This is a genomic window from Cysteiniphilum sp. QT6929, assembly GCF_030035755.1.
GTDB classification, from domain to species: Bacteria; Pseudomonadota; Gammaproteobacteria; order Francisellales; family Francisellaceae; genus Caedibacter; species Caedibacter litoralis.
Genome location: NZ_CP103983.1, coordinates 359,542 through 378,231 on the forward strand (window position 1 = coordinate 359,542; position 18,690 = coordinate 378,231).

At 38.1% G+C, this 18,690-nt stretch carries 22 protein-coding genes; 7 read left to right on the plus strand and 15 right to left on the minus strand.

All coding sequences use genetic code 11. From position 1 onward, the window contains the following. The first annotated feature begins 77 nt into the window (after positions 1 to 77). Positions 78 to 1,268: a Bcr/CflA family efflux MFS transporter gene (locus NYP54_RS01635; RefSeq protein ID WP_283156880.1), complete on the plus strand. Its 1,191-nt coding sequence runs from the start codon at positions 78 to 80 to the stop codon at positions 1,266 to 1,268. 96 nt (positions 1,269 to 1,364) lie between these two features. On the opposite strand, the gene NYP54_RS01640 is transcribed toward NYP54_RS01635, so the two are convergent. Next, positions 1,365 to 1,997, minus strand: coding sequence for a hypothetical protein (locus NYP54_RS01640; RefSeq protein WP_283156881.1), 633 nt, complete (start codon positions 1,995 to 1,997; stop codon positions 1,365 to 1,367). 185 nt (positions 1,998 to 2,182) lie between these two features. On the opposite strand from NYP54_RS01640, the gene NYP54_RS01645 reads away from it, so the two are divergent. The 3 genes from NYP54_RS01645 (at position 2,183) to NYP54_RS01655 (ending at position 3,918) form a co-directional block, all read left to right on the plus strand. Next, positions 2,183 to 2,896: a UDP-2,3-diacylglucosamine diphosphatase gene (locus NYP54_RS01645; RefSeq protein WP_283156882.1), complete on the plus strand. Its 714-nt coding sequence runs from the start codon at positions 2,183 to 2,185 to the stop codon at positions 2,894 to 2,896. Between the two features lie 67 nt (positions 2,897 to 2,963). Then, positions 2,964 to 3,473 (plus strand): hypothetical protein, encoded by a 510-nt coding sequence (locus NYP54_RS01650; RefSeq protein WP_283156883.1) that lies wholly within the window; start codon positions 2,964 to 2,966, stop codon positions 3,471 to 3,473. Further along, positions 3,466 to 3,918 carry a hypothetical protein gene (locus NYP54_RS01655; protein WP_283156884.1) on the plus strand — a complete coding sequence of 151 codons (453 nt, stop codon included), beginning with the start codon at positions 3,466 to 3,468 and terminating at the stop codon, positions 3,916 to 3,918. Before NYP54_RS01650 ends, NYP54_RS01655 begins: the two co-directional genes overlap by 8 nt. Here NYP54_RS01655 and NYP54_RS01660 read toward each other — a convergent pair. From NYP54_RS01660 to NYP54_RS01695, 8 genes are all read right to left on the minus strand, one after another. Further along, entirely contained in the window at positions 3,915 to 5,279 is a 1,365-nt protein-coding gene (locus NYP54_RS01660) for a transposase (RefSeq protein WP_283156153.1), read from the minus strand. The genes NYP54_RS01655 and NYP54_RS01660 overlap by 4 nt on opposite strands. A 177-nt stretch (positions 5,280 to 5,456) precedes the next feature. After that, entirely contained in the window at positions 5,457 to 5,930 is a 474-nt protein-coding gene (locus tag NYP54_RS01665) for an IS1595 family transposase (RefSeq protein WP_283156281.1), read from the minus strand. Beyond that, positions 5,927 to 6,415: a transposase gene (locus NYP54_RS01670; RefSeq protein ID WP_224728298.1), complete on the minus strand. Its 489-nt coding sequence runs from the start codon at positions 6,413 to 6,415 to the stop codon at positions 5,927 to 5,929. The genes NYP54_RS01665 and NYP54_RS01670 overlap by 4 nt, the downstream gene beginning before the upstream one ends. Positions 6,416 to 6,518: 103 nt before the next feature. Continuing rightward, positions 6,519 to 7,406 (minus strand): site-specific tyrosine recombinase XerD, encoded by an 888-nt coding sequence (gene xerD / locus NYP54_RS01675; RefSeq protein ID WP_117001343.1) that lies wholly within the window; start codon positions 7,404 to 7,406, stop codon positions 6,519 to 6,521. Further along, positions 7,399 to 8,091 carry a DUF4276 family protein gene (locus NYP54_RS01680; protein WP_117001344.1) on the minus strand — a complete coding sequence of 231 codons (693 nt, stop codon included), beginning with the start codon at positions 8,089 to 8,091 and terminating at the stop codon, positions 7,399 to 7,401. Before NYP54_RS01680 ends, xerD begins: the two co-directional genes overlap by 8 nt. Beyond that, positions 8,084 to 9,298, minus strand: coding sequence for an AAA family ATPase (locus NYP54_RS01685; RefSeq protein ID WP_283156885.1), 1,215 nt, complete (start codon positions 9,296 to 9,298; stop codon positions 8,084 to 8,086). The genes NYP54_RS01680 and NYP54_RS01685 overlap by 8 nt, the downstream gene beginning before the upstream one ends. A 184-nt stretch (positions 9,299 to 9,482) precedes the next feature. Next, entirely contained in the window at positions 9,483 to 9,893 is a 411-nt protein-coding gene (locus NYP54_RS01690) for a Tn3 family transposase (protein ID WP_283156886.1), read from the minus strand. Positions 9,894 to 9,924: 31 nt separating this feature from the next. Beyond that, entirely contained in the window at positions 9,925 to 11,310 is a 1,386-nt protein-coding gene (locus NYP54_RS01695) for a hypothetical protein (RefSeq protein WP_283155933.1), read from the minus strand. Between the two features lie 224 nt (positions 11,311 to 11,534). Between NYP54_RS01695 and NYP54_RS01700 the strand changes: the two genes are divergently transcribed. Both NYP54_RS01700 and NYP54_RS01705 read left to right on the plus strand, forming a co-directional pair. Next, the gene (locus NYP54_RS01700) at positions 11,535 to 12,110 is read left to right on the plus strand and encodes a recombinase family protein (protein ID WP_283157501.1); all 576 of its coding nucleotides are present in this window, start codon (positions 11,535 to 11,537) and stop codon (positions 12,108 to 12,110) included. 18 nt (positions 12,111 to 12,128) lie between these two features. Continuing rightward, positions 12,129 to 13,187: an alpha/beta hydrolase gene (locus NYP54_RS01705; protein WP_283156887.1), complete on the plus strand. Its 1,059-nt coding sequence runs from the start codon at positions 12,129 to 12,131 to the stop codon at positions 13,185 to 13,187. A 159-nt stretch (positions 13,188 to 13,346) separates the two neighbouring features. Here the strand turns inward: NYP54_RS01705 and rplS are convergent, their stop codons facing one another. The 6 genes from rplS to NYP54_RS01735 form a co-directional block, all read right to left on the minus strand. Continuing rightward, a complete protein-coding gene (gene rplS / locus NYP54_RS01710) occupies positions 13,347 to 13,694 on the minus strand; it encodes a 50S ribosomal protein L19 (protein WP_117001346.1) in 348 nt (115 codons plus the stop codon). A gap of 33 nt (positions 13,695 to 13,727) precedes the next feature. Continuing rightward, positions 13,728 to 14,474 (minus strand): tRNA (guanosine(37)-N1)-methyltransferase TrmD, encoded by a 747-nt coding sequence (gene trmD, locus NYP54_RS01715; RefSeq protein WP_283156888.1) that lies wholly within the window; start codon positions 14,472 to 14,474, stop codon positions 13,728 to 13,730. Between the two features lie 11 nt (positions 14,475 to 14,485). Then, positions 14,486 to 15,016, minus strand: coding sequence for a ribosome maturation factor RimM (gene rimM, locus NYP54_RS01720; protein ID WP_283156889.1), 531 nt, complete (start codon positions 15,014 to 15,016; stop codon positions 14,486 to 14,488). 135 nt (positions 15,017 to 15,151) lie between these two features. Beyond that, a complete protein-coding gene (gene rpsP / locus NYP54_RS01725) occupies positions 15,152 to 15,409 on the minus strand; it encodes a 30S ribosomal protein S16 (RefSeq protein ID WP_117001349.1) in 258 nt (85 codons plus the stop codon). A gap of 144 nt (positions 15,410 to 15,553) precedes the next feature. Further along, positions 15,554 to 16,366, minus strand: coding sequence for a 23S rRNA (adenine(2030)-N(6))-methyltransferase RlmJ (gene rlmJ, locus NYP54_RS01730; RefSeq protein ID WP_283156890.1), 813 nt, complete (start codon positions 16,364 to 16,366; stop codon positions 15,554 to 15,556). 4 nt (positions 16,367 to 16,370) lie between these two features. Then, a complete protein-coding gene (locus NYP54_RS01735) occupies positions 16,371 to 17,735 on the minus strand; it encodes an L-serine ammonia-lyase (protein ID WP_283156891.1) in 1,365 nt (454 codons plus the stop codon). 117 nt (positions 17,736 to 17,852) lie between these two features. On the opposite strand from NYP54_RS01735, the gene asd reads away from it, so the two are divergent. Continuing rightward, entirely contained in the window at positions 17,853 to 18,689 is an 837-nt protein-coding gene (gene asd, locus NYP54_RS01740; protein ID WP_283156892.1) for an archaetidylserine decarboxylase, read from the plus strand. Position 18,690 lies beyond the last annotated feature (1 nt).

Genomic DNA, 18,690 nt, shown 5'->3' on the forward strand with positions numbered 1-18,690 from the left:
GTCTGATACTATTATTTTTTACGGTTTACGTTATGATGGCAGCAAGTTTATCCGACCCTATTTATTGAAGTATAAACATGGCTAGTTTTGATCGTCATTTTTATCGCATTTTATTGCTTATTATTTTGCTCACTGCCGCAGGGCAAATGACCAATACCATTTATGTGCCCGCATTAACGCAAATGGCGCACGAGTTCTCCGTCAGTGTTGGGCGTATGCAAGCTGTGATTGCTTGTTATCTTTTCCCTTATGGTTTACTGCAATTTTTCTATGGTCCTTATTCTGATCGCTTTGGTCGCAAACCGATGATTTTAATTGGTATTGTCTTTTTTACACTGGGATCTATTTTGGCTGTGTTTGCAACACACTTTATAACCCTTTTGATTGCAAGCTTCTTACAAGGCAGTGGTATTGCTGTTGCTGGTGTCATGGCGCGAACGGTCATGCGTGATCTATATTCTGGGATGAAGCTTCATAGTGCTAATAGTATTATGGCAATTGCGCTTATCTTCGCACCCTTAATTGCACCTTTATTGGGAGGTCTTTTTACAGATCTTCATAGTTGGCGTGCTATTTTTGTTTTTCTAACCATTTATGGCATTTTGCTTCTTGTCATTCAGTGGCTTTTCTTTCCTGAAACCAATACACAAAAATCAACTAAAGGTAACCTTTTAGCCAAGTATAAAACCGTAATATCCAATGGCAACTTTATGATTAATCTGATTTTATTGATCGTTGCCAATGGGGGTGTTGCGGTATTTGAAGTCAGCTCAGGTGCGCTTTTCACTTCCGTATTACAGCTTTCGCCAGCAGTTGCCAGCTTATTCTTTATTATTCCTTTGCCTTGTTATATGTTTGGCAGCTTTCTCTCAGCACGTCTTGCGCGACGCTACAGCCTCGATCGCTTATTACTAATCGGTTGTTTTACCCTTTTGATTAGCGGTATTGCCCTTGGTTTATCCTATTATATATTTGGTGTCACAAGCTTAAGTATTATCTTACCAGGTTGCCTATATTTTTTAGGGTGTGGCATTATTTTCCCAACAGCAACCACCAAAGCATTAGAAGAGTTCCCAAGTATTGCAGGAACCGCTGGCGCTGTTTTGGGTGGTGCGCAAAACTTGGGAGCGGGATTATTAACAGCATTAGCGGCATTTATTCCGTTAAAAAATCAGCTCCCTTTAGCCATTATTCTATCGACTTTATCCGTATGTGCTTTAGTCAGTGTGATGATGAGTCAGCGCTCACGTATTGTGAAAGTAAGTTAAATATAAAGAATGTATAAAAAACATAAAAGAAAGCTCATCTTCCTTTGGGAAAATGAGCTTGTATACGGTTGGTGAGTAATTTTTATTGGTTATCAATTAAAAATTCAAAGACATCTTTTGTAATTCACTCACCGGCACTTGCTTGACTTCTTTTTGCACTTTGCCATCTTTACCCAACCACTCTCTTGTTACTGTCGCCGTCTTGCCGTCTTGATTGGTTTGAATGCTTACGGCATTAAATGAACGTTGCATCTGATTAGCATTAGCATTCGGGCTTGCATTTGCTGCCACCATTTTTTGTGCAGGCTGAGCTGAGGCTTGCGTTGGTGCAGTTTGTGATTGTGCTTGACTCATTTGTTGCTGCAGGTGTTGCATTTGCTGTTGAAGATTCTGGGCAGCTCTTTGATATCTTTGTTCAAATGCCTGACGTTCAGCTTCTAACTGTTTTTGTTGCATATTAAGTACATTCACGGCTTGTTGGTATTGTGTTTGCATTTGTGCCTGTTTAACTTGTGCCGTATTTACCCAGCCAACTTGCCCTGTTTGTGTATCTGCAACTTTAATCCAGTTACCCTGTTGATAGAACTGAATGTATTGATTTTGATTCTGATCAGTTAGTTGAGAGACCACTTTAGCATTAGTCGTTGGCTCATTATAAACCTGATAAGTCGCGGCAAAAGCGGCACTAGAAGCGGCAATTAGACCCAAAGATAATAATAATTTTTTCATGCTGATTCCTTAAATGTTAAGTTAATTAAAGTTGTTGATCAAAAGATCAGTTATGCTTAAAAACACAACAAAGTTAAAAGGGAAATCTTAACGCAAACTTAAGAAAACTGGCACAAATTTAAAAAAGCACTTACTAAGCGACTCAATAACATTTATGATTTGTGGCATGACTAAGCTTTCGCTTTATGATGATAACGAATTACTACATTATTGCTGACTTGCATTTAAATGAGTTGCGCCCACAAACTACTGATTTGTTTAAAACGTTTTTAAATAACATTAGCCACATGAGTAATGCCCTTTTTATCTTAGGTGATTTTTTTGATTACTGGGTTGGCGATGATGTAATAAGTCACATGCAAGAAGATACTATCAAAGCACTTCATGATGCTCATGATAAGGGACTAACCATTTATTTTATGCATGGCAATCGTGACTTTTTAATCGGTAAAACCTTTGCGCAAAAAGCAAAGCTAACCCTTATTAATGATCCTTATCTTTTACAATTAAAACACAAAAATATTGTGCTCATGCATGGTGACTTATTATGCACTGATGATAAGAGCTATCAAATGTTTCGCTGCATTATCCGCACTCCACTGATCAAAAAACTTTATCTATCCTTATCAGTAAAAACACGCCAACGCATCGCACAAAAAATTCGTGCTAAAAGCAAACAGAAAAACGAAAAATACAAAATAATCGATGTCACGCCAAAAGGCATTAAACGATATTTAGGTAATAATAAATTATTAATTCATGGACATACCCACTTGTTTAATACCCACCATGAAAAAAACTATACACGCTATGTTTTAGGTGACTGGTTTACTACAGGCAGTTATATTCATATCGATCATGATGAAAATATTAGGCTTTTAAAGCTAGATGCAGTTTGAAAAATAGCAAGACTTTGCCATACTTGCAATGCAACAACTATTTAAAAACACATGGAGCTAACATACGATGAGTCAGGAAAGCATTACTAGCATCACAACTCAAACCACTACTTTATCAAGTGACCCTCATGCCATTTTAGGCATGGGTATTGCATTACTTATTATGATCGTTATCTTTTATATTTTCTCGATTGCCTTTTCATGGAGCGTTTATAAACTGCTGAAAATCATCGATAAGGATAAACAAGTCACCAAGCCATGGTTTGCTTGGCTTTTCCTTATTCCAATCGTCGGTTATATTTTCCAGTGGATCGTATTACCCTTTGGTGTTGGCAACGCGCTTAAAAAATATCAGGATATGACCATTAAACTGCGAGGTGATACTTTATTTATCTTGGGATTAGCTTTGGTGATATTACCCATTGTTACCTTTATCCCAATCATATCGCCGTTTGCATCTGTCGCTTGCATGGTGATCTATATTATTTATTGGGTGAAAATTGTTAAAGTGCGTAAACTGCTAGTTTTATCTATTAGCACACCTAAAAATTCAACAGGAGATATGGATATTGATTGAGTCATTTTATTGGAAGCAAGACTTACTTTCTCTAATAAAAAAGATTGAGCCTAAAAAAAGCCCCAGACGTTGGTCTGAAAAACTCCAAGTTTGTATTGAAAAAGAGCTTATTTTATCCCTGTTTATAATTAGAAAATTAATTGAAGTAAATCGTGTTTCCTCAATAACAAAGACGGAAAAATATCACATTTATCAAGCTCCAGCAATCACTGATATAAATAATCTAAATTATCAAAATATTGAGCAAAATTATGATTATAAACAACGTAAAAAAGTACTCAAAGATGTTAAGTTTATATGCAATCAATTTATTCACAGCAAACTAGTTTGGGCTTATAGAGACACCAATAGAAATTGGTCTGGAGTCATCACATGTTCTGATTTTGAAATAGCAAAGTTTATATATGACATACCTATAGAACTGAACTTTCCCAAGTTTTGTTAAGCGGCAAGCCCAATAATCATTTGAATCCATGAATTTCTATGATTTTTTAGCTCAGATTCACCATTTTGACAAACCCTGAGTTTATTCTGACGCTTTATCAACAACTTTCGTGCCGCAGAAAAGGTGTATTGCGGCTTAGTGCCATTATGTGTTAGCTCATTGACTGCATCACTTGGAAGATGCATGACAGCGATCCAAATAATCGTAATGGCAAGCATGCACATATTCAAGTGGTTTATCACCGAATGCTCCAATCTTACTTGGGCTTTTTGGCTGCCGATGTCATGTTTGAGCTCTTTGAAACCAGACTCGATCTTCCACCGTGCGCTATAGTACTCCAATATCTGCGTTACGCTTAAGCTTAAGTCTGTTGTTGCTAAAGCAACGAAGTGATTTTTGTAATAGGCAAAGACAACTTTTATCGGGCATTTAAAAGCTTTAGACATGAAGTTTTTCTCGTAGACAAGCATGTCACGCTTTTTACCATAAACAAAGCTTGTGACTTTTTGGGCTTTAGCTTTATATTCATTTGCCAAATCCCTAACAGAACCTGCTTTGGCACCATATTTTGCAGGACGCCCACATGTTTTACCTTCGATAACCTCAGGAAAACCGTATAAAACACTGTTTTTGCGTAACATGGTGAGGATATGGACTCGATTACCTAGTTGATCTTTTAACGGGTTGTACAATTTACCATTACCAAACCATGAATCAGTCACAATAAGAATGGGGGATTTTGTCCAGGTGCTAAGCTTAAGAATCATTTGGCAGGCCAGTGTAATTTTACTGTTAAAACACTCAGCCGCTGCTTTGTTGCTAGAGTGATAAAATCGCGTCAACAATGGCAAAAATGCCCAACGGGTATGAATGAACTTTAAGAGCCCCAGTTGAACAAAGCACTGTGACCAAGGGTATTTACTTTGATTGTGCTTGGCTGCATGATCAAAGAAATGCTCACAACCAAATATTTCCTTACCGCTTTTAGGCGTGGTAGAGTCATCTAAGGCTATGATAAGGCGTCCATCAGTCAATGGTAATGGAATCAGTTTGAATATAGCTTTCCAAATCACATCCCAGTTAAAGCATTTACTTGCCATAAAGCGATAAAAGCGTGTTCTGCTAAGTGAGTAACCTATTATCTGAACGAGTTTACGATAAATTTGACTACTGATACCAGAACCGATAGGTATAATCATTGCTAAAATCACTGCACTAAAAAGCCGTCCTTTTTGAGTGCTTCTTTTAAAAAGTGCTTGCAAGTGATTAAGTAAAGGTTGTAAGGTATCCATCGATGAGTTGCTCCTGTTTTTTAGCAACCCTAAGATATAGGGATAAACTTTGGTCTGCAGCTCATCCATAGCAAATTCTTACAAAATTCGGGAAAGTTCAGCTATAGAAGTAATTATAAAACTCATGAATACTGCTGCTAACGACTATCCCACAATGGTAAGCATTAGTAAAAATGAATATAAAACTGATTAACTCTAAAATAAATCAAGGCTCTATTTGTGTTGTAAGGAGATTATAATTCATACTTATTGCATCGTTAGTTTTTTACAAAGGACGTTTTCTAACAACGAGAAAATTAATGCTTTTCCTCGCTTCTTTGCATTATGAACAAACTCAAAAAATGCCAAATACTTTGGTAGCTTTTCTTGAGAAATCCCTCGATGTGGTCTTAACCATGATCTTAATAGCGACCAACAACCCTCCTGAGTATTAACGTGGACTTCATAAAACCCATCACCATCCTCATCGCGTGCATATTCCCCAGAACCATGATTCACTGTTTTATGCTTATAGCCTAATTGCGTCAAATTGGCGTAAATGACATACTCATCCGTATAGACGGTACTGCCTGGCTGTATGCAAGATTCAATATAGGGTTTTATCGTCTTCTGTTTAACATCAGGTAGCATTTGCACCACAACATCTCCTCCACGTTGAATCATACCAAATACTGGCGGCTTTTCTTTTTCCAAAGTGCCTCGTCCTCGAGCTCCTTTCAATCGATTACGCCTTGCCTTACGCCCTTTTTTTTAACCGCTGTTGGATTACCCTTATGCCCTGCAACCACATACACTTCATCGCACTCGACCTCACCTGATAATACGGTAGGTTCTCGTCTTTGCTCGACACCTTCGCGTAATTGCATAGTCATGGTGTACACGTCAGTCTCATTCAGCTCCAACTCCTTTGCAATCTGCGCATTTGAGAGGTTTAGCCCCATGAAATAAAGGCATAGAATCCATGTCTTCAAAGGTTGGTGCCGATTGGTGAAAATCGTATGTGTTAAGTCGTCAAAATCTTTATCGCATTGTTTGCAATGGTAACGTTGGCAAAACTCTGCTTTACTTGAGGCTCCTCGCTTGATGATTTTGTCTGCCGACGCCATACAATGCGGACAAGTTACTCCATTTGACCAGCGCAATTTACGCACTGTTTCATAGCACTGCTGCTCATCTATTAAGTGTTGAATATTAATCATTGCCATATCTAATCACATAAAAACGTCATAAAACTACAGGATTTATCACTATTGCACAACACTTTATTTAACTCCCTGAAACACAAATAGAGCCTAAATCAATAATTTTTTAAGCACGTGGATGATGTTCCTTATATAAATTCATTAATCGCACTTGTGAGATATGCGTATAAATCGTTGTTGTCGATACACTGCTATGCCCTAACAGCATTTGTACTGAGCGTAAATCAGCCCCATGGGTTAATAGATGTGTTGCAAACGCATGACGCAAAGTATGTGGTGAAATTTCTTTTTTGATGCCGACAAGATCAGCGTAAAACTTAATACGGTGCCAAAAAGTCTGACGCGTAATACCCTTTCGGTGATGCGATACAAATAATTTATCAAGCTTTAAGCCTTGCAGCCAACCATCGCGCACTTCATTAATATACTTGTGTAAACACTCCAAAGCATATTCACCGGTTGGTACTAAACGTTCCTTTGAACCTTTACCCATCACGCGCACGACACCTTGGCGTAAATTGACATCATCTAAGGTTAAATTAACCAATTCACTGACGCGCAAACCCGTGGCATAAATAAGCTCTAATAATGCCTTATCACGAATGCCAATCTCTGTCGTTAAATCAGGTGCATCCAACAGTTTCTCAACATCTTCTTCAGATAGATCTTTAGGTAGACTTTTCGGTAATTTGGGTAATATTAACTTCTGTGTTGGATCTGTTGTAATCTTTTGCTGTGCGTAACACCAACCGTAAAATTTATGTAAGGTCGAAATCATCCGCGCATTAGATCGGGCACTATAGCCCTCGTTTAAACGCTTAGCTAAAAAGACTTGTAGCTCTGAAAGTTTTAGATTAACCACATCATGCTTTTGATAGAACTTAAGCAGATGATTTAAATCCGTTTTATAAGAAGATAAAGTGTTTTGACTTAAGCCTTCGCTTAGCCAGATATCATCGATAAATTGATTAATAATTTCGGAGTAATCACGCATTTTTAACAGCAATTAAATTTTCTATGCTTTCAAGCCATTCATTAAAGAGAAAACATTTTTCTCTTATACAAGGGACGCCTGTTTTTATTGCGATAGCTATCCCCGTTGTTGTTTTGGCAAATTTGCCTGTTGCAGTAAATCCGTCAAGTCTTTTGGAAGGTGCTGTTTCTCTAGAGTTGTTAATTTCTTCTGGTGTAGCAAATGTTTTAACTGTCTTAGTTATCTTATGTTCATCAATATTTAATGATTGCGCCAAAATCTTACTGTCACTAAATAATAATGCCTCAAACTCATGCATTATCATATAGGGGATAAATCGATTTTTAATTTGTAATCGTGGTGATAAGTCTTTGTATAAAGCACTAAGCGTCTGATCATTGAGATATTTTGAAATTTCTTTTATCGAGCTATTTTGTGGTATCCCATCAATGCCAGGCCATTCTTTAATCCCGTAATAATCAATCATCGTTGTTACATAAATATCAGGTCGCTGCTTTAAATGTATGGCTATATCTTGCTTAACCCTTTCAAAGCGAACATCGCCACCTTTTTGTCCAGGTTTTGAAACTTGAGTTGCACGTATAAATATATTTTTAGGCGCAAGATACGGTTGTACTACTTTTTCAATAAATGTCTGCTCCGTTCTACCCTCAACTATGGCAATGACTTCAATATAATTACTCATACTGAGGTCCCCCTGCAATAACATTTTTAGCCCATAACTCTCCAACGGAATAACTCTCAAGCCATTGTGAAAAATCTTTTTCATTTAATCGCTCAAAAGTTGACGCTCCTTCTTTGCGATTAACAACAATAATATCTTCAACTGCAAACTGATCGATTAACGCAGGAGATTGCGTCGCTACAATCACTTGTGTTCTTTGAGCTGCTTGCTGAATAAGCTCTGCTAGGATAACGATAGCTGCTGGATGAAGTCCTAACTCTGGTTCATCAATAATAATTGTTGATGGTGGTTCAGGTTGTAATAAGGCAGTTGCCAAACAAATAAAGCGAATTGATCCATCGGATAAATGATATGGCTGCATCGGGTAACCTGAGCCTTTTTGTAACCAATCAAGCCTCACTGTTTGCTCTTGTCCAGATACTTTAATATCCAATATGAAATCATCAAAAAATGGCATAACCAATCTAATAGCATTAAGAATTTCCATATAAGAATCATGAGAGTGATTTCTTAAATTTAATAAAAATGATGCGATATTTTTTGCATTACCATAAAGTTTCTTATTATTCTCAACAATATCTGATCGACGCATTGGTGAGTTAGCACTTGTATCATGAAAGTGATATACAACCCAGTTAGATATCGAACGATGCACAAAATATCCAATGCCATTATATTTGCCATCTGCAGACCTCTCACTTTTTAACTCAGAAATTCTGCTCTCTCTACTGGGTAGTCCATAGCTACGCCATGTATCCTTTGATGGCCATGACCATCCTTTATTTTCTGCATGCAGGTTTGAATCCATTTCGTCAATCTCAAATTCCAAACCTATGAAAGGGTTCTTTTGAAATGCTCTACTTTCTTCAATTAGAAAATCCTCCTCTACTGTTGGCACTAATTCAAGAGCATAGTAATTTCTCGCTTCCATATTATTTGTTGACTGAAATTCAAAAGAAACTTTTATTCTTTCTGTAATTTTGGGACCATTATAAAGAAAGTTATCGGCTCTGCCACGACTACTAATAAATGACGTAAAGCTGCCCTCACTCATTGACATCAGCATACGAAAAATTTGAATAAAGTTACTTTTTCCTGCGCCATTAGCACCAATTAAAATATTTAAACTTCCAAGCTCTAAACTGTCTAAATCAGCGATAGATTTAAATCCACTAACTTTCATTCGCGTTAAATAACCATTTTTCATATTATCCTTTGAGATCACTCAAAACTCTGAAATTATCTAAGTACATTAAAACTATTTTAATCAATATTTCAGATAACGTTAACCAATATTTTGGATCAAAAAACATGATAACGAAAAACTTTAATCGGCCCTTATGGAAGAACCCCCAAAAATGGGGATCGTTTTTTAATCAGGCTACTTAAGATTATATAATACCTAGCTTTTTAAGCTGTTTTTCAAGAATTAAAATGATTTTTTGCAGATCAACGCTCACTTCTTTATCGTTAAAGTGATAACGACCAGTGAAAGTAATATGAATCCATGCCATAGGTGATATTCTGAGAAATTTTTCTAAGTCAGCAGTGGTAGCACCATTTGCCTTCATTTTCTCATAAAGGTTATTCAAAATCATTGCATTGTAAGCAACAATAACATTAGACACCAATCTAACCGTTTGAGTGCTTACATCTTGCCCTGATATGCGCTTACTTCTGAAGATCCCATAGTATATGTTGCGTATTAATTTTTGCAGTTGATGATATGACTCAGTTCTGTTTCGTGCGATTTTCATCGCTTTCCTCATTGGCATGTCATCAATCATATTCAAGATATGCAAGGTTTGGGCGCATTCGCAATTTGTGGGTATTTTAGGAAGCCATTGCTAACCCGCCTGCATAAGCCATTCTTTCAATATCTTCCCATCGCCCAGCCTTGTAAAAAGACCGTATGAATAACATATCATTAGCGCTGTCCTCTTTCCAATAAATGGAGTTACCTTTCATTTTGAGATTAACAACTCTTCTGACGCCGCTCTCAATAGCACCACTGCCTTGAGGCAAACCATGATCCTTGCATGTTTTATAGATTAAACGATCGGCGTTATTAATAAAGTAACCTTTCTCTGACTTAACCAGCTTCCCTTTTTTATGCTTACTATCCAGCTTGATTTTTGCAATAAACTCATCAACTTTACCGGCATGCAAAAGCTCCTTGCACGACTTTACCCCTTTACTCTGATCACGTTTACTTTTATAAAGCTGCTTAGCTAAAGCATTTAAATGCTCCATCGCATGATAATAGTCAAGAACCTGATATACCTTGATGTCAGATCGTAATGTCATCGTTTCAAGAAGTTGATTAATACGCTTCCAAATCCAAGGGGCTCCATCAGCAACAAAAACAAGATTATTCACTGTGTTTAAATCAAGTCCCGCCAAGTAGTTTTTGAGTAAATTAAACGCCTTCTGAGGACTGCCAATGATGCCATCAATAATCGGCAACTCCTTCTTAATCTTATTACCTTCCTCATCAACCACGTAAATAACAAATAGCTTAACCTCTCGCCACTGACCCTTAAATCGATTACGCCTCTTAGCTGTCTTTGGACCTCGCTTTTTACTTCGTATTCTAATGCGACCACCATCTATCGATACAACAATCGTGTTGGTGTTGTTAAATCCTGATAAATACTTTTCAGCCGACTGACTTAGGCGTGCTAATTTACTGATGTGTTTGCTGATCTTAACAATTGACGCCACTGACAAATGGATGTTGATTTTAGCCAGATGCTTTTTGACTTCATCATATGAGCTCAATGCTGCCGAAAGCATCGCAATATAGGTGCTTAAACCATTGGATACAGCATGGTGAATGCCTAGCAATTGCAAGCCTGGTTTACAGCCTGTACCTTTGCCTTTATTTGTTCCTTTGAAAAGATAGTAGGGCATATAAATATCAAAACGGTTACCATTGCGATACATCACATTAGTCGCCCTGTAGTCTTTGAAAATATAGCGCTTGCCTGTGGCATCTAACTGTGCTTTTTCATCTTTTTTAAATGAGTCGCTAAGCACTTTTTCTTGGTGACTTAATGCTGCGTATAAATCGGAGAGTTTGCTTGATAGATCTTGTGCATGCTTAATACGATCTTTATCAAGCTTATTTTCCGTAACGGTATTAAGCTTAGATAGTTCTACTATTGTATTTGATATCTCGTTTTGAATCGTTTCTAGGTTTTGCTCAGCTAAATTCATCCGTAACTTGCTTATGTTTTAAAGGCAGTAGGGTATTTGTACATAAGTATCGCATTCAGTTCAAGTTAAACTACAGCTGATTTACCCACAAATCGCGAATGCGCCCGTTTTGTAACGATTTCACACGCTCGCCAAATTCTCAAAAACCATTCTTGATTATACTGAGCCAGCATTATATACTTTTCATGAGTTATGAGAATATTTATGTAATTTGGAAGGCAATTATGTTTATTGGCTACGCAAGAGTCAGTTCACAAGAGCAAAACTTAGCATTGCAACATGACGCTTTAAGCAATGAAGGCTGTACTAAAATTTATGATGATAAAATATCAGGTAGCAAAGTCAGTCGAGAAGGTTTAAACATGGCTATTGAGGTCTTACGAAAGGGTGATACCTTAGTTGTTTGGAAGTTAGATCGTTTAGCAAGATCACTCAAACATTTAATGGAAGTCGTGTCTACTTTAGATAAAAAAGGAGTAAATTTTAAAAGTATTACCGACCAAATTGACACATCAACACCTTCAGGTAGGTTCTTTTTTCATGTTATGGGATCACTTTCCGAGATGGAGAGAGACCTTCTTATCGAGAGAACCAAAGCTGGTCTTAAGGCAGCCAAAGCTAATGGACGCATCGGTGGACGTAAAAGAAAAATGACTGATAGTAAGCTGGAGTCAGCAAAAAAGCTTCTTGAAAGTGGCCTACTACCAAAAGATGTTGCTCAAAACTTAGGAATTTCCGTTCCTACTTTATACCGTTGGATCCCTAGTGCTTCGAGGTTTAATCACATTAATAATAGTTAATTCTGGAAGGTGTAAAATATGAATAAAACAACATTTAAAGAAGTTTTAAACATGCCTCGTCTTATCACGACTTTTACCATCGCATTACTTGCGTCTATTTGTGTTGGCTGTGTAGCTAAAGTACAAAACAAAGAACAAAGGTACCAACCTAAATTTACTCACTATACTAAAGAGATGAATCGTTGCTTAGCATGTAGTTCGCCAACTTATGCTCCTGCCCATTATAAAATTCATGGTGATTTTGTTACTGTGGATGGTGAGGAAATTTGGGTAGAACGTTATGGCTCGGGTTCTCCTTCTATTGTTTTGCTGAATGGAGGTGGTGACACCATCAGAGAATGGAATAAAAATATTCCCACCCTTGCACAACATACCACAGTTATTGGGTATGACCGCCAAGGTCTTGGTCGTACCCCACTAATAAATAAAGACATTAGAACAGCTAAAGCTGTCATTGAACGTTTACATAAACTTTTACAAAAAATTGATGCAAAACCACCATATATTTTGGTAGCCCATTCCATCGGTGGTTTGTATGCATCATATTTTTCACGTAAATATCCTGACGAAATTGCTGGAATTGTCACATTAGATGGCAATAACCGCTTTGAAGTTTTCTGGGATCAACTTGATAAAAGCAAATTATCAACAAAAGAACGTACCTTTCTTAAAAAATACATGAAAGATAACGCTCATCCAAAAAAAGTCACCAAAGAATCACAGCAATTATTGACTAAACCTCAATTAACTGCAACTGAACAAGCTAAGTTAATTGAATATTTAGAAATTATGGGTAAACCAGAAAGCGCTAGAGAGATTGAGCGTTTAGGCGCTTTACCAAAAGTACCATTAATTGCCATTACTGAAACCAGTCCTCAATCAGCAAAAGACCCAGAAGCTAATTTATGGCGCACAGCAATGTATCAATTCAGCCAAGAAGTTCCTTGTAGTGAATTTAAAGTAATTCAACATAGTGGTCATTATAGTATGATTGACCAGCCTAAGATTATAAATAACGCAATTCTGAGAGTACTTCAATTTGCTAGGGAAAAACGTTCATTATGTGTTGCAACTTAATAGCTCGAAAATACTGATCAAATAGTGATCCCCATTTTTGGGGGTTCTTCCATAGGGGCCGTTAATGACATGAGGAAAACTTACTTTAACAAAAAATCGAACGGTTCATTTAAAGCAAGTCATAAAAACAAAAAAGGTTGGCATCGCCAACCTTGAAAATTATACTTTTTCTTTGATTCTTGCGGCTTTTCCAGTCAAGCCACGCATGTAGTAAAGCTTAGCGCGACGAACTTTAGCACGTCTTTCGACAACAACGCTGTCAATGATTGGGCTGTGTGTTTGAAACGTACGCTCAACACCTTCACCAGATGACATTTTACGCACAGTAAACGCTGAGTTGATACCACGATTCTTGATCGCAAGTACGAAGCCTTTAAACGCCTGAATACGCGCTTTATCACCTTCTTTTACCCATACGTTAACTGTTACTGAATCACCAGGGTGAAATGTTGGTAAGTCAGTACGTAGTTGTGAATTTTCAACCATTTCTAAGTATTTATTCTTCATTTTTTTCTCCTAATTGTGCATTCTCTATCACATTTATTGTTTTTCATCTTGGGCTAATTGCTCAAGATATTGCTTATCTTCATTCGATAGACATAGGCACTCAATCAATTCTTTACGTCGCAAAAAAGTACGTTTCAACTTTTGTTGATGCCGCCATTGTTGAATTTTTTGATGATCCCCAGATAATAGCACCGCAGGTACATCACCTGCATCCACATGTGTCGCAGGACGCGTGTAATGCGGACAATCTAATAAACCATCATAAAATGAATCCTCAACAGCTGACGCTTGATCGTTTAACACCCCAGGCAGTAAGCGCACAATGCTATCAATCAGTGTCATCGCCGGTAGCTCGCCACCGCTTAAGACATAATCACCTATTGAAATTTCTTCATCAACATGACGCTCAATCAAACGCTCATCGATACCTTCATAACGACCACAAAGCAAGATTAAAGCATCTTCACAAGCAAACTCTTTAACTAAGTTTTGAGTTAAGGGTTTTCCTTGCGGCGACAAGTATACAACTTTAGCGGGTTTGTTCAATCTTTTTTTGGCTTCAGTAATGGCTTTTTGCAGTGGGTCATACATCATCACCATGCCAGGTCCACCACCAAAGGGGCGATCATCAACTGTCTGATAGCGATTGGTTGCAAACTGACGCGGGTTAATTGTCATAAGCCCCGCTTTTTCAAGCTGAAATGCACGTGCTGAAACGCCATATTGGGTAATCGCATCAAACATTTCAGGAAATATCGTAATCGCTGCAAAGTTAATCATTGTGCTTACTCTTAATAGTCGTACTGCCAATCAACAGTTATTAGCTTCTGATCCTTATTGACTTCAATCACATAATCATTCACAAAAGGGATTAAATACGATTGATCTTTATGTTTACAACAAAGCACCTCATTAGCACCTGTATCTAAAATATCATCAACCTTGCCAAATGATTGCCCTTCTTTGTTGACAACTTGCATACCGATTAAGTCTACCCAGTAGTATTCATCTTCTGCTGTCTCTTTTAACACCGATCTTGGCACAGCCAATAAGGCATTGGTATATTTCGCTGCAATCTCTTTGACATCGGCATCAGCAAATTGAATCACAAGCTTATCACCGACGCGACTGACCGATTCACCGGTTAACACGGACCACGTGCGATCACTTGCTTTTTTGATATACCACTGACCATAAGACAACGCCGTTTCAATCGAATCACTTAAGACATATAGTTTTAATTCGCCTTTTAAACGATATGTTGCACCCACCTTGGCAATGACGATCATCTCATCATTTTGTACATTATCTTGCTGTGACATGTTAACAACCTTATTACGCAATCAGTTTTAAAACAAATAAAATACATAAAACAAAAACGCCAATCAACGATACGAGCGTGATTGGCGTTTCTTAAAACTTAACATAAGCACTTAAGCGTGCTTTGTGCTTTTTACTTAAGCTTGTACTGTTGCTTTACGCGCTTCTTTAACGATAGAAGTTACACGATCAGACATCTTAGCACCTGTACCTAACCAGTAGTCTACACGCTCAAGATCAACACGTACTTTTTCTTCATGTTCTTTTGCCAATGGATTAAAGAAACCAACACGCTCGATAGGACGACCATCACGCGCTTTACGGCTGTCTGTTACCACGATTCTATAAAAAGGACGCTTCTTAGCGCCGCCTCTAGCCATACGAATTACGACCATTAGTCTTCTCCAAATTTTCTATTTTAGTTATTGTTGCTCTAGAATTTGTGCTAAACACAAAAACGGGCGCATTTTAACGTACTTTTGACGTGGGCACCAGTGATTTTAAGGCGTTAATTCATTTTTTATGGTGTTTTCACCATTTCACCCCTTACTCATGCCTTTCTCAAGAATGGATAGTGCTCGTTTTACCTTTTCAGCTGCGGTATAAGGTGAATTCACGATAATCATGCCTGAGCCATACATGCCAATGGCTTTACTTGGGTTTTCAAACACCCACTCATCAACCGTCATCATAAGTTGTGCGTCACGCAAAACCTCTTTTAGACGTTCATGGCGTCTTTGTGGCAACAAAGGATACCAGAGCATAAAAGTACCTGTTGACCATTTTTTGACGGATTGCATGAGTAGTCTTGCTTGACTTTCATACTCACTTTTAATCTCAAAGCTTGGATCAATCAGAATACCACCTCGACGCTCTTTAGGTGGTAAAAAGCCTGATATCAGCTTTGACATATCACCATATTTTACGGTGACTTTCTCAAAGTCATGCATTGCTAGCTTAAGATGCTCAATCTCTTGCGGGTGCAACTCAAATGCCGTCATTCTATCTTGCTCACGCAGCAAACTTGCCGCTAAATAAGCTGATCCTGGGTAAAACTGCAATGTTGTTTTATCAGAGTTCAATTCGTCAATGAGTGTTTTGTATTTTGCCAACAAAGGGTTGTCACTTTTCTCAAAAAGCTTGAGCACCTTGCCAATGCCATTTAGCCCTTCTTTAGTCTTTTGCGCCTCAGGACTATACAGATCATAGATCCCACGTCCGGCATGCGTATCCAACCAAAAAAAAGGCTTTTCTTTATTGCCTAAATGCTCAATAACCGCGATAAGCCATAAATGCTTATGAATATCCGCAAAATTGCCCGCATGATATATATGTTGATAACTTAATGACATAGGCTTAACACGCTGGCAGGTTGACTGCCAAGCCACCAAGAGATGTTTCTTTGTATTTAGTAGACATGTCTTTACCGGTTTCTTTCATTGTCTGAATCACTTGGTCTAAGCTCACATGATGCTCACCATCGCCTAGTAGTGACAACTTGGCACCATTGACAGCTTGTACTGCACCCATGGCATTTCTCTCAATACATGGAATCTGCACCAAGCCACCAATTGGATCACAGGTTAGACCTAAATTATGCTCCATGCCCATCTCAGCGGCATTTTCGACTTGTTCAACACTGCCACCTAGAATCGCGCAAAGCCCCGCTGCTGCCATTGAACAGGCGACACCAACCTCACCTTGACAACCTACTTCAGCGGCTGAAATAGATGCTCCTTTTTTAAATAAAATACCAATCGCTGCCGTTGTTAACAAATAATCAATAATCTCTTTTTTACTGGTAAAGGGATGGCTTAATACATGATGCTTTAAAACTGCAGGAATCACGCCTGCTGCCCCATTCGTAGGTGCTGTAACCACCTTGCCACCGGCAGCATTTTCTTCATTAACAGCAATGGCAAAAACATTAAGCCAATTAAGATCCTTGATATCTAAACGCGATTCTTCTAAACGTTTTTTAAGTTTATACGCACGACGTTTAACCTTAAGCCCACCGGGTAGCTCACCATCTGTTTGTAAACCTTTTTCAATGGACTGATCCATCACCTGCCAGATTGCTAACACCCCTTCTTCGACGTCATTTTTATCACGTAGCGCACATTCATTTGCCATCATTAAATCAGCAATACTCATCTGATGTTTTTCACACAGATCCAATAACTCTTTAGCCGTTGCAAATGGATAAGGTACAGCATGCGCATCAACAGGAGCTGGATCATTATGCCGATGCATCTCATGCTCATCTAGGATAAAGCCGCCACCAACTGAGAAATACTTCAATGTGCCAAGCTTTTCACCTTGGGCATTCCATAGTGTAAACAACATACCATTGGCATGCTCTGGCAGCGCTTCATTATAATGAAATATCAGATCAGCCGTATAATCGAAATCAATCTCATAAGATCCCAATAATTTCATCTTTTTGCCTTTAAGCATCTCATCATAACAAAGTGCAGCCGCATTAATATCAATACTATGCGGCTCAAAGCCTGCAGATCCCAAAATACAGGCATAATCTGTTTTATGCCCTTTTCCTGTCAATGCTAGTGACCCAAAAAGTTCAATCGTAAAACGCTTAGTCTCTTGTAATACAGCTTGATGTTTTTGTAAAAACCGAAAGGCTGCGCGCATTGGACCCACTGTGTGGGATGATGATGGTCCAACCCCAATAGAAAACAAATCAAAAATACTAATATTCATAAACTCACCCTTAAAAAAAGCCCATTTACCTCTAAAAAACCTGCTTACAATAAATCAGTGGCTGGCAGATGTAAAATAATTTACAATGCCAGCCAAAAATATATCGCTTAATACTGCATGTTTAAAGATACCTTATTTCTAACGCTTCAAAAAATATTACCACAAGCCTGCTTATCACGCCTTGCTGGGAAGCTTGCTAATTGTGAAAACCCAACCGTTAAAAATAGATTAATTCACCTGGCGATGAAACGTTTTAATATCACATTAACTGATGCATTAATCGACGATCCGACAGAATATACTAGCTTTAATGATTTTTTCACCCGCAAATTAAAACCAGAAGCGCGTCCCATTGATCCAAACGATAATAGTATTATCTCGCCAGCTGATGGCAAGATCACGCAAGCTGGAAAAATCACCGAAGGCAAACTAATCCAAGCCAAAGGCAAGTGTTTCTCGTTAAAAGCACTTACAGCGGATACGGCAAAAGAGAACTATTCTGATTTCTCAGTGATTTATTTATCCCCTTCGGATTATCATCGCGTGCATATGCCCATCGATGGGAAACTGACACGCATGACCTATGTTCCAGGCAAATTGTTCTCAGTCAATGAGTTAACCGCGGAAAACATTGATGGACTCTTCGCCAAGAATGAGCGCCTGATTTGTTACTTTGATACTGCTATTGGTGAGATTGCCGTTATTTTTGTCGGTGCAATGCTTGTTGCAGGGATTGAAACTGTTTGGCACAAGTTAGTGGCTCCCAATTACTACAGCAAAGTGACACACTTTGATTACTCTGAGCAAAGCTTGCATTTTAATAAAGGTGATGAGATTGGTTTATTTAATTTTGGCTCAACGATTATCACGCTTTTTCCTGGCAATAAAATCGCATGGCAAGCCAATATCGCGGGCAAAATCAATATGGGGCAGACGATCGCCAGCACTATCTAAA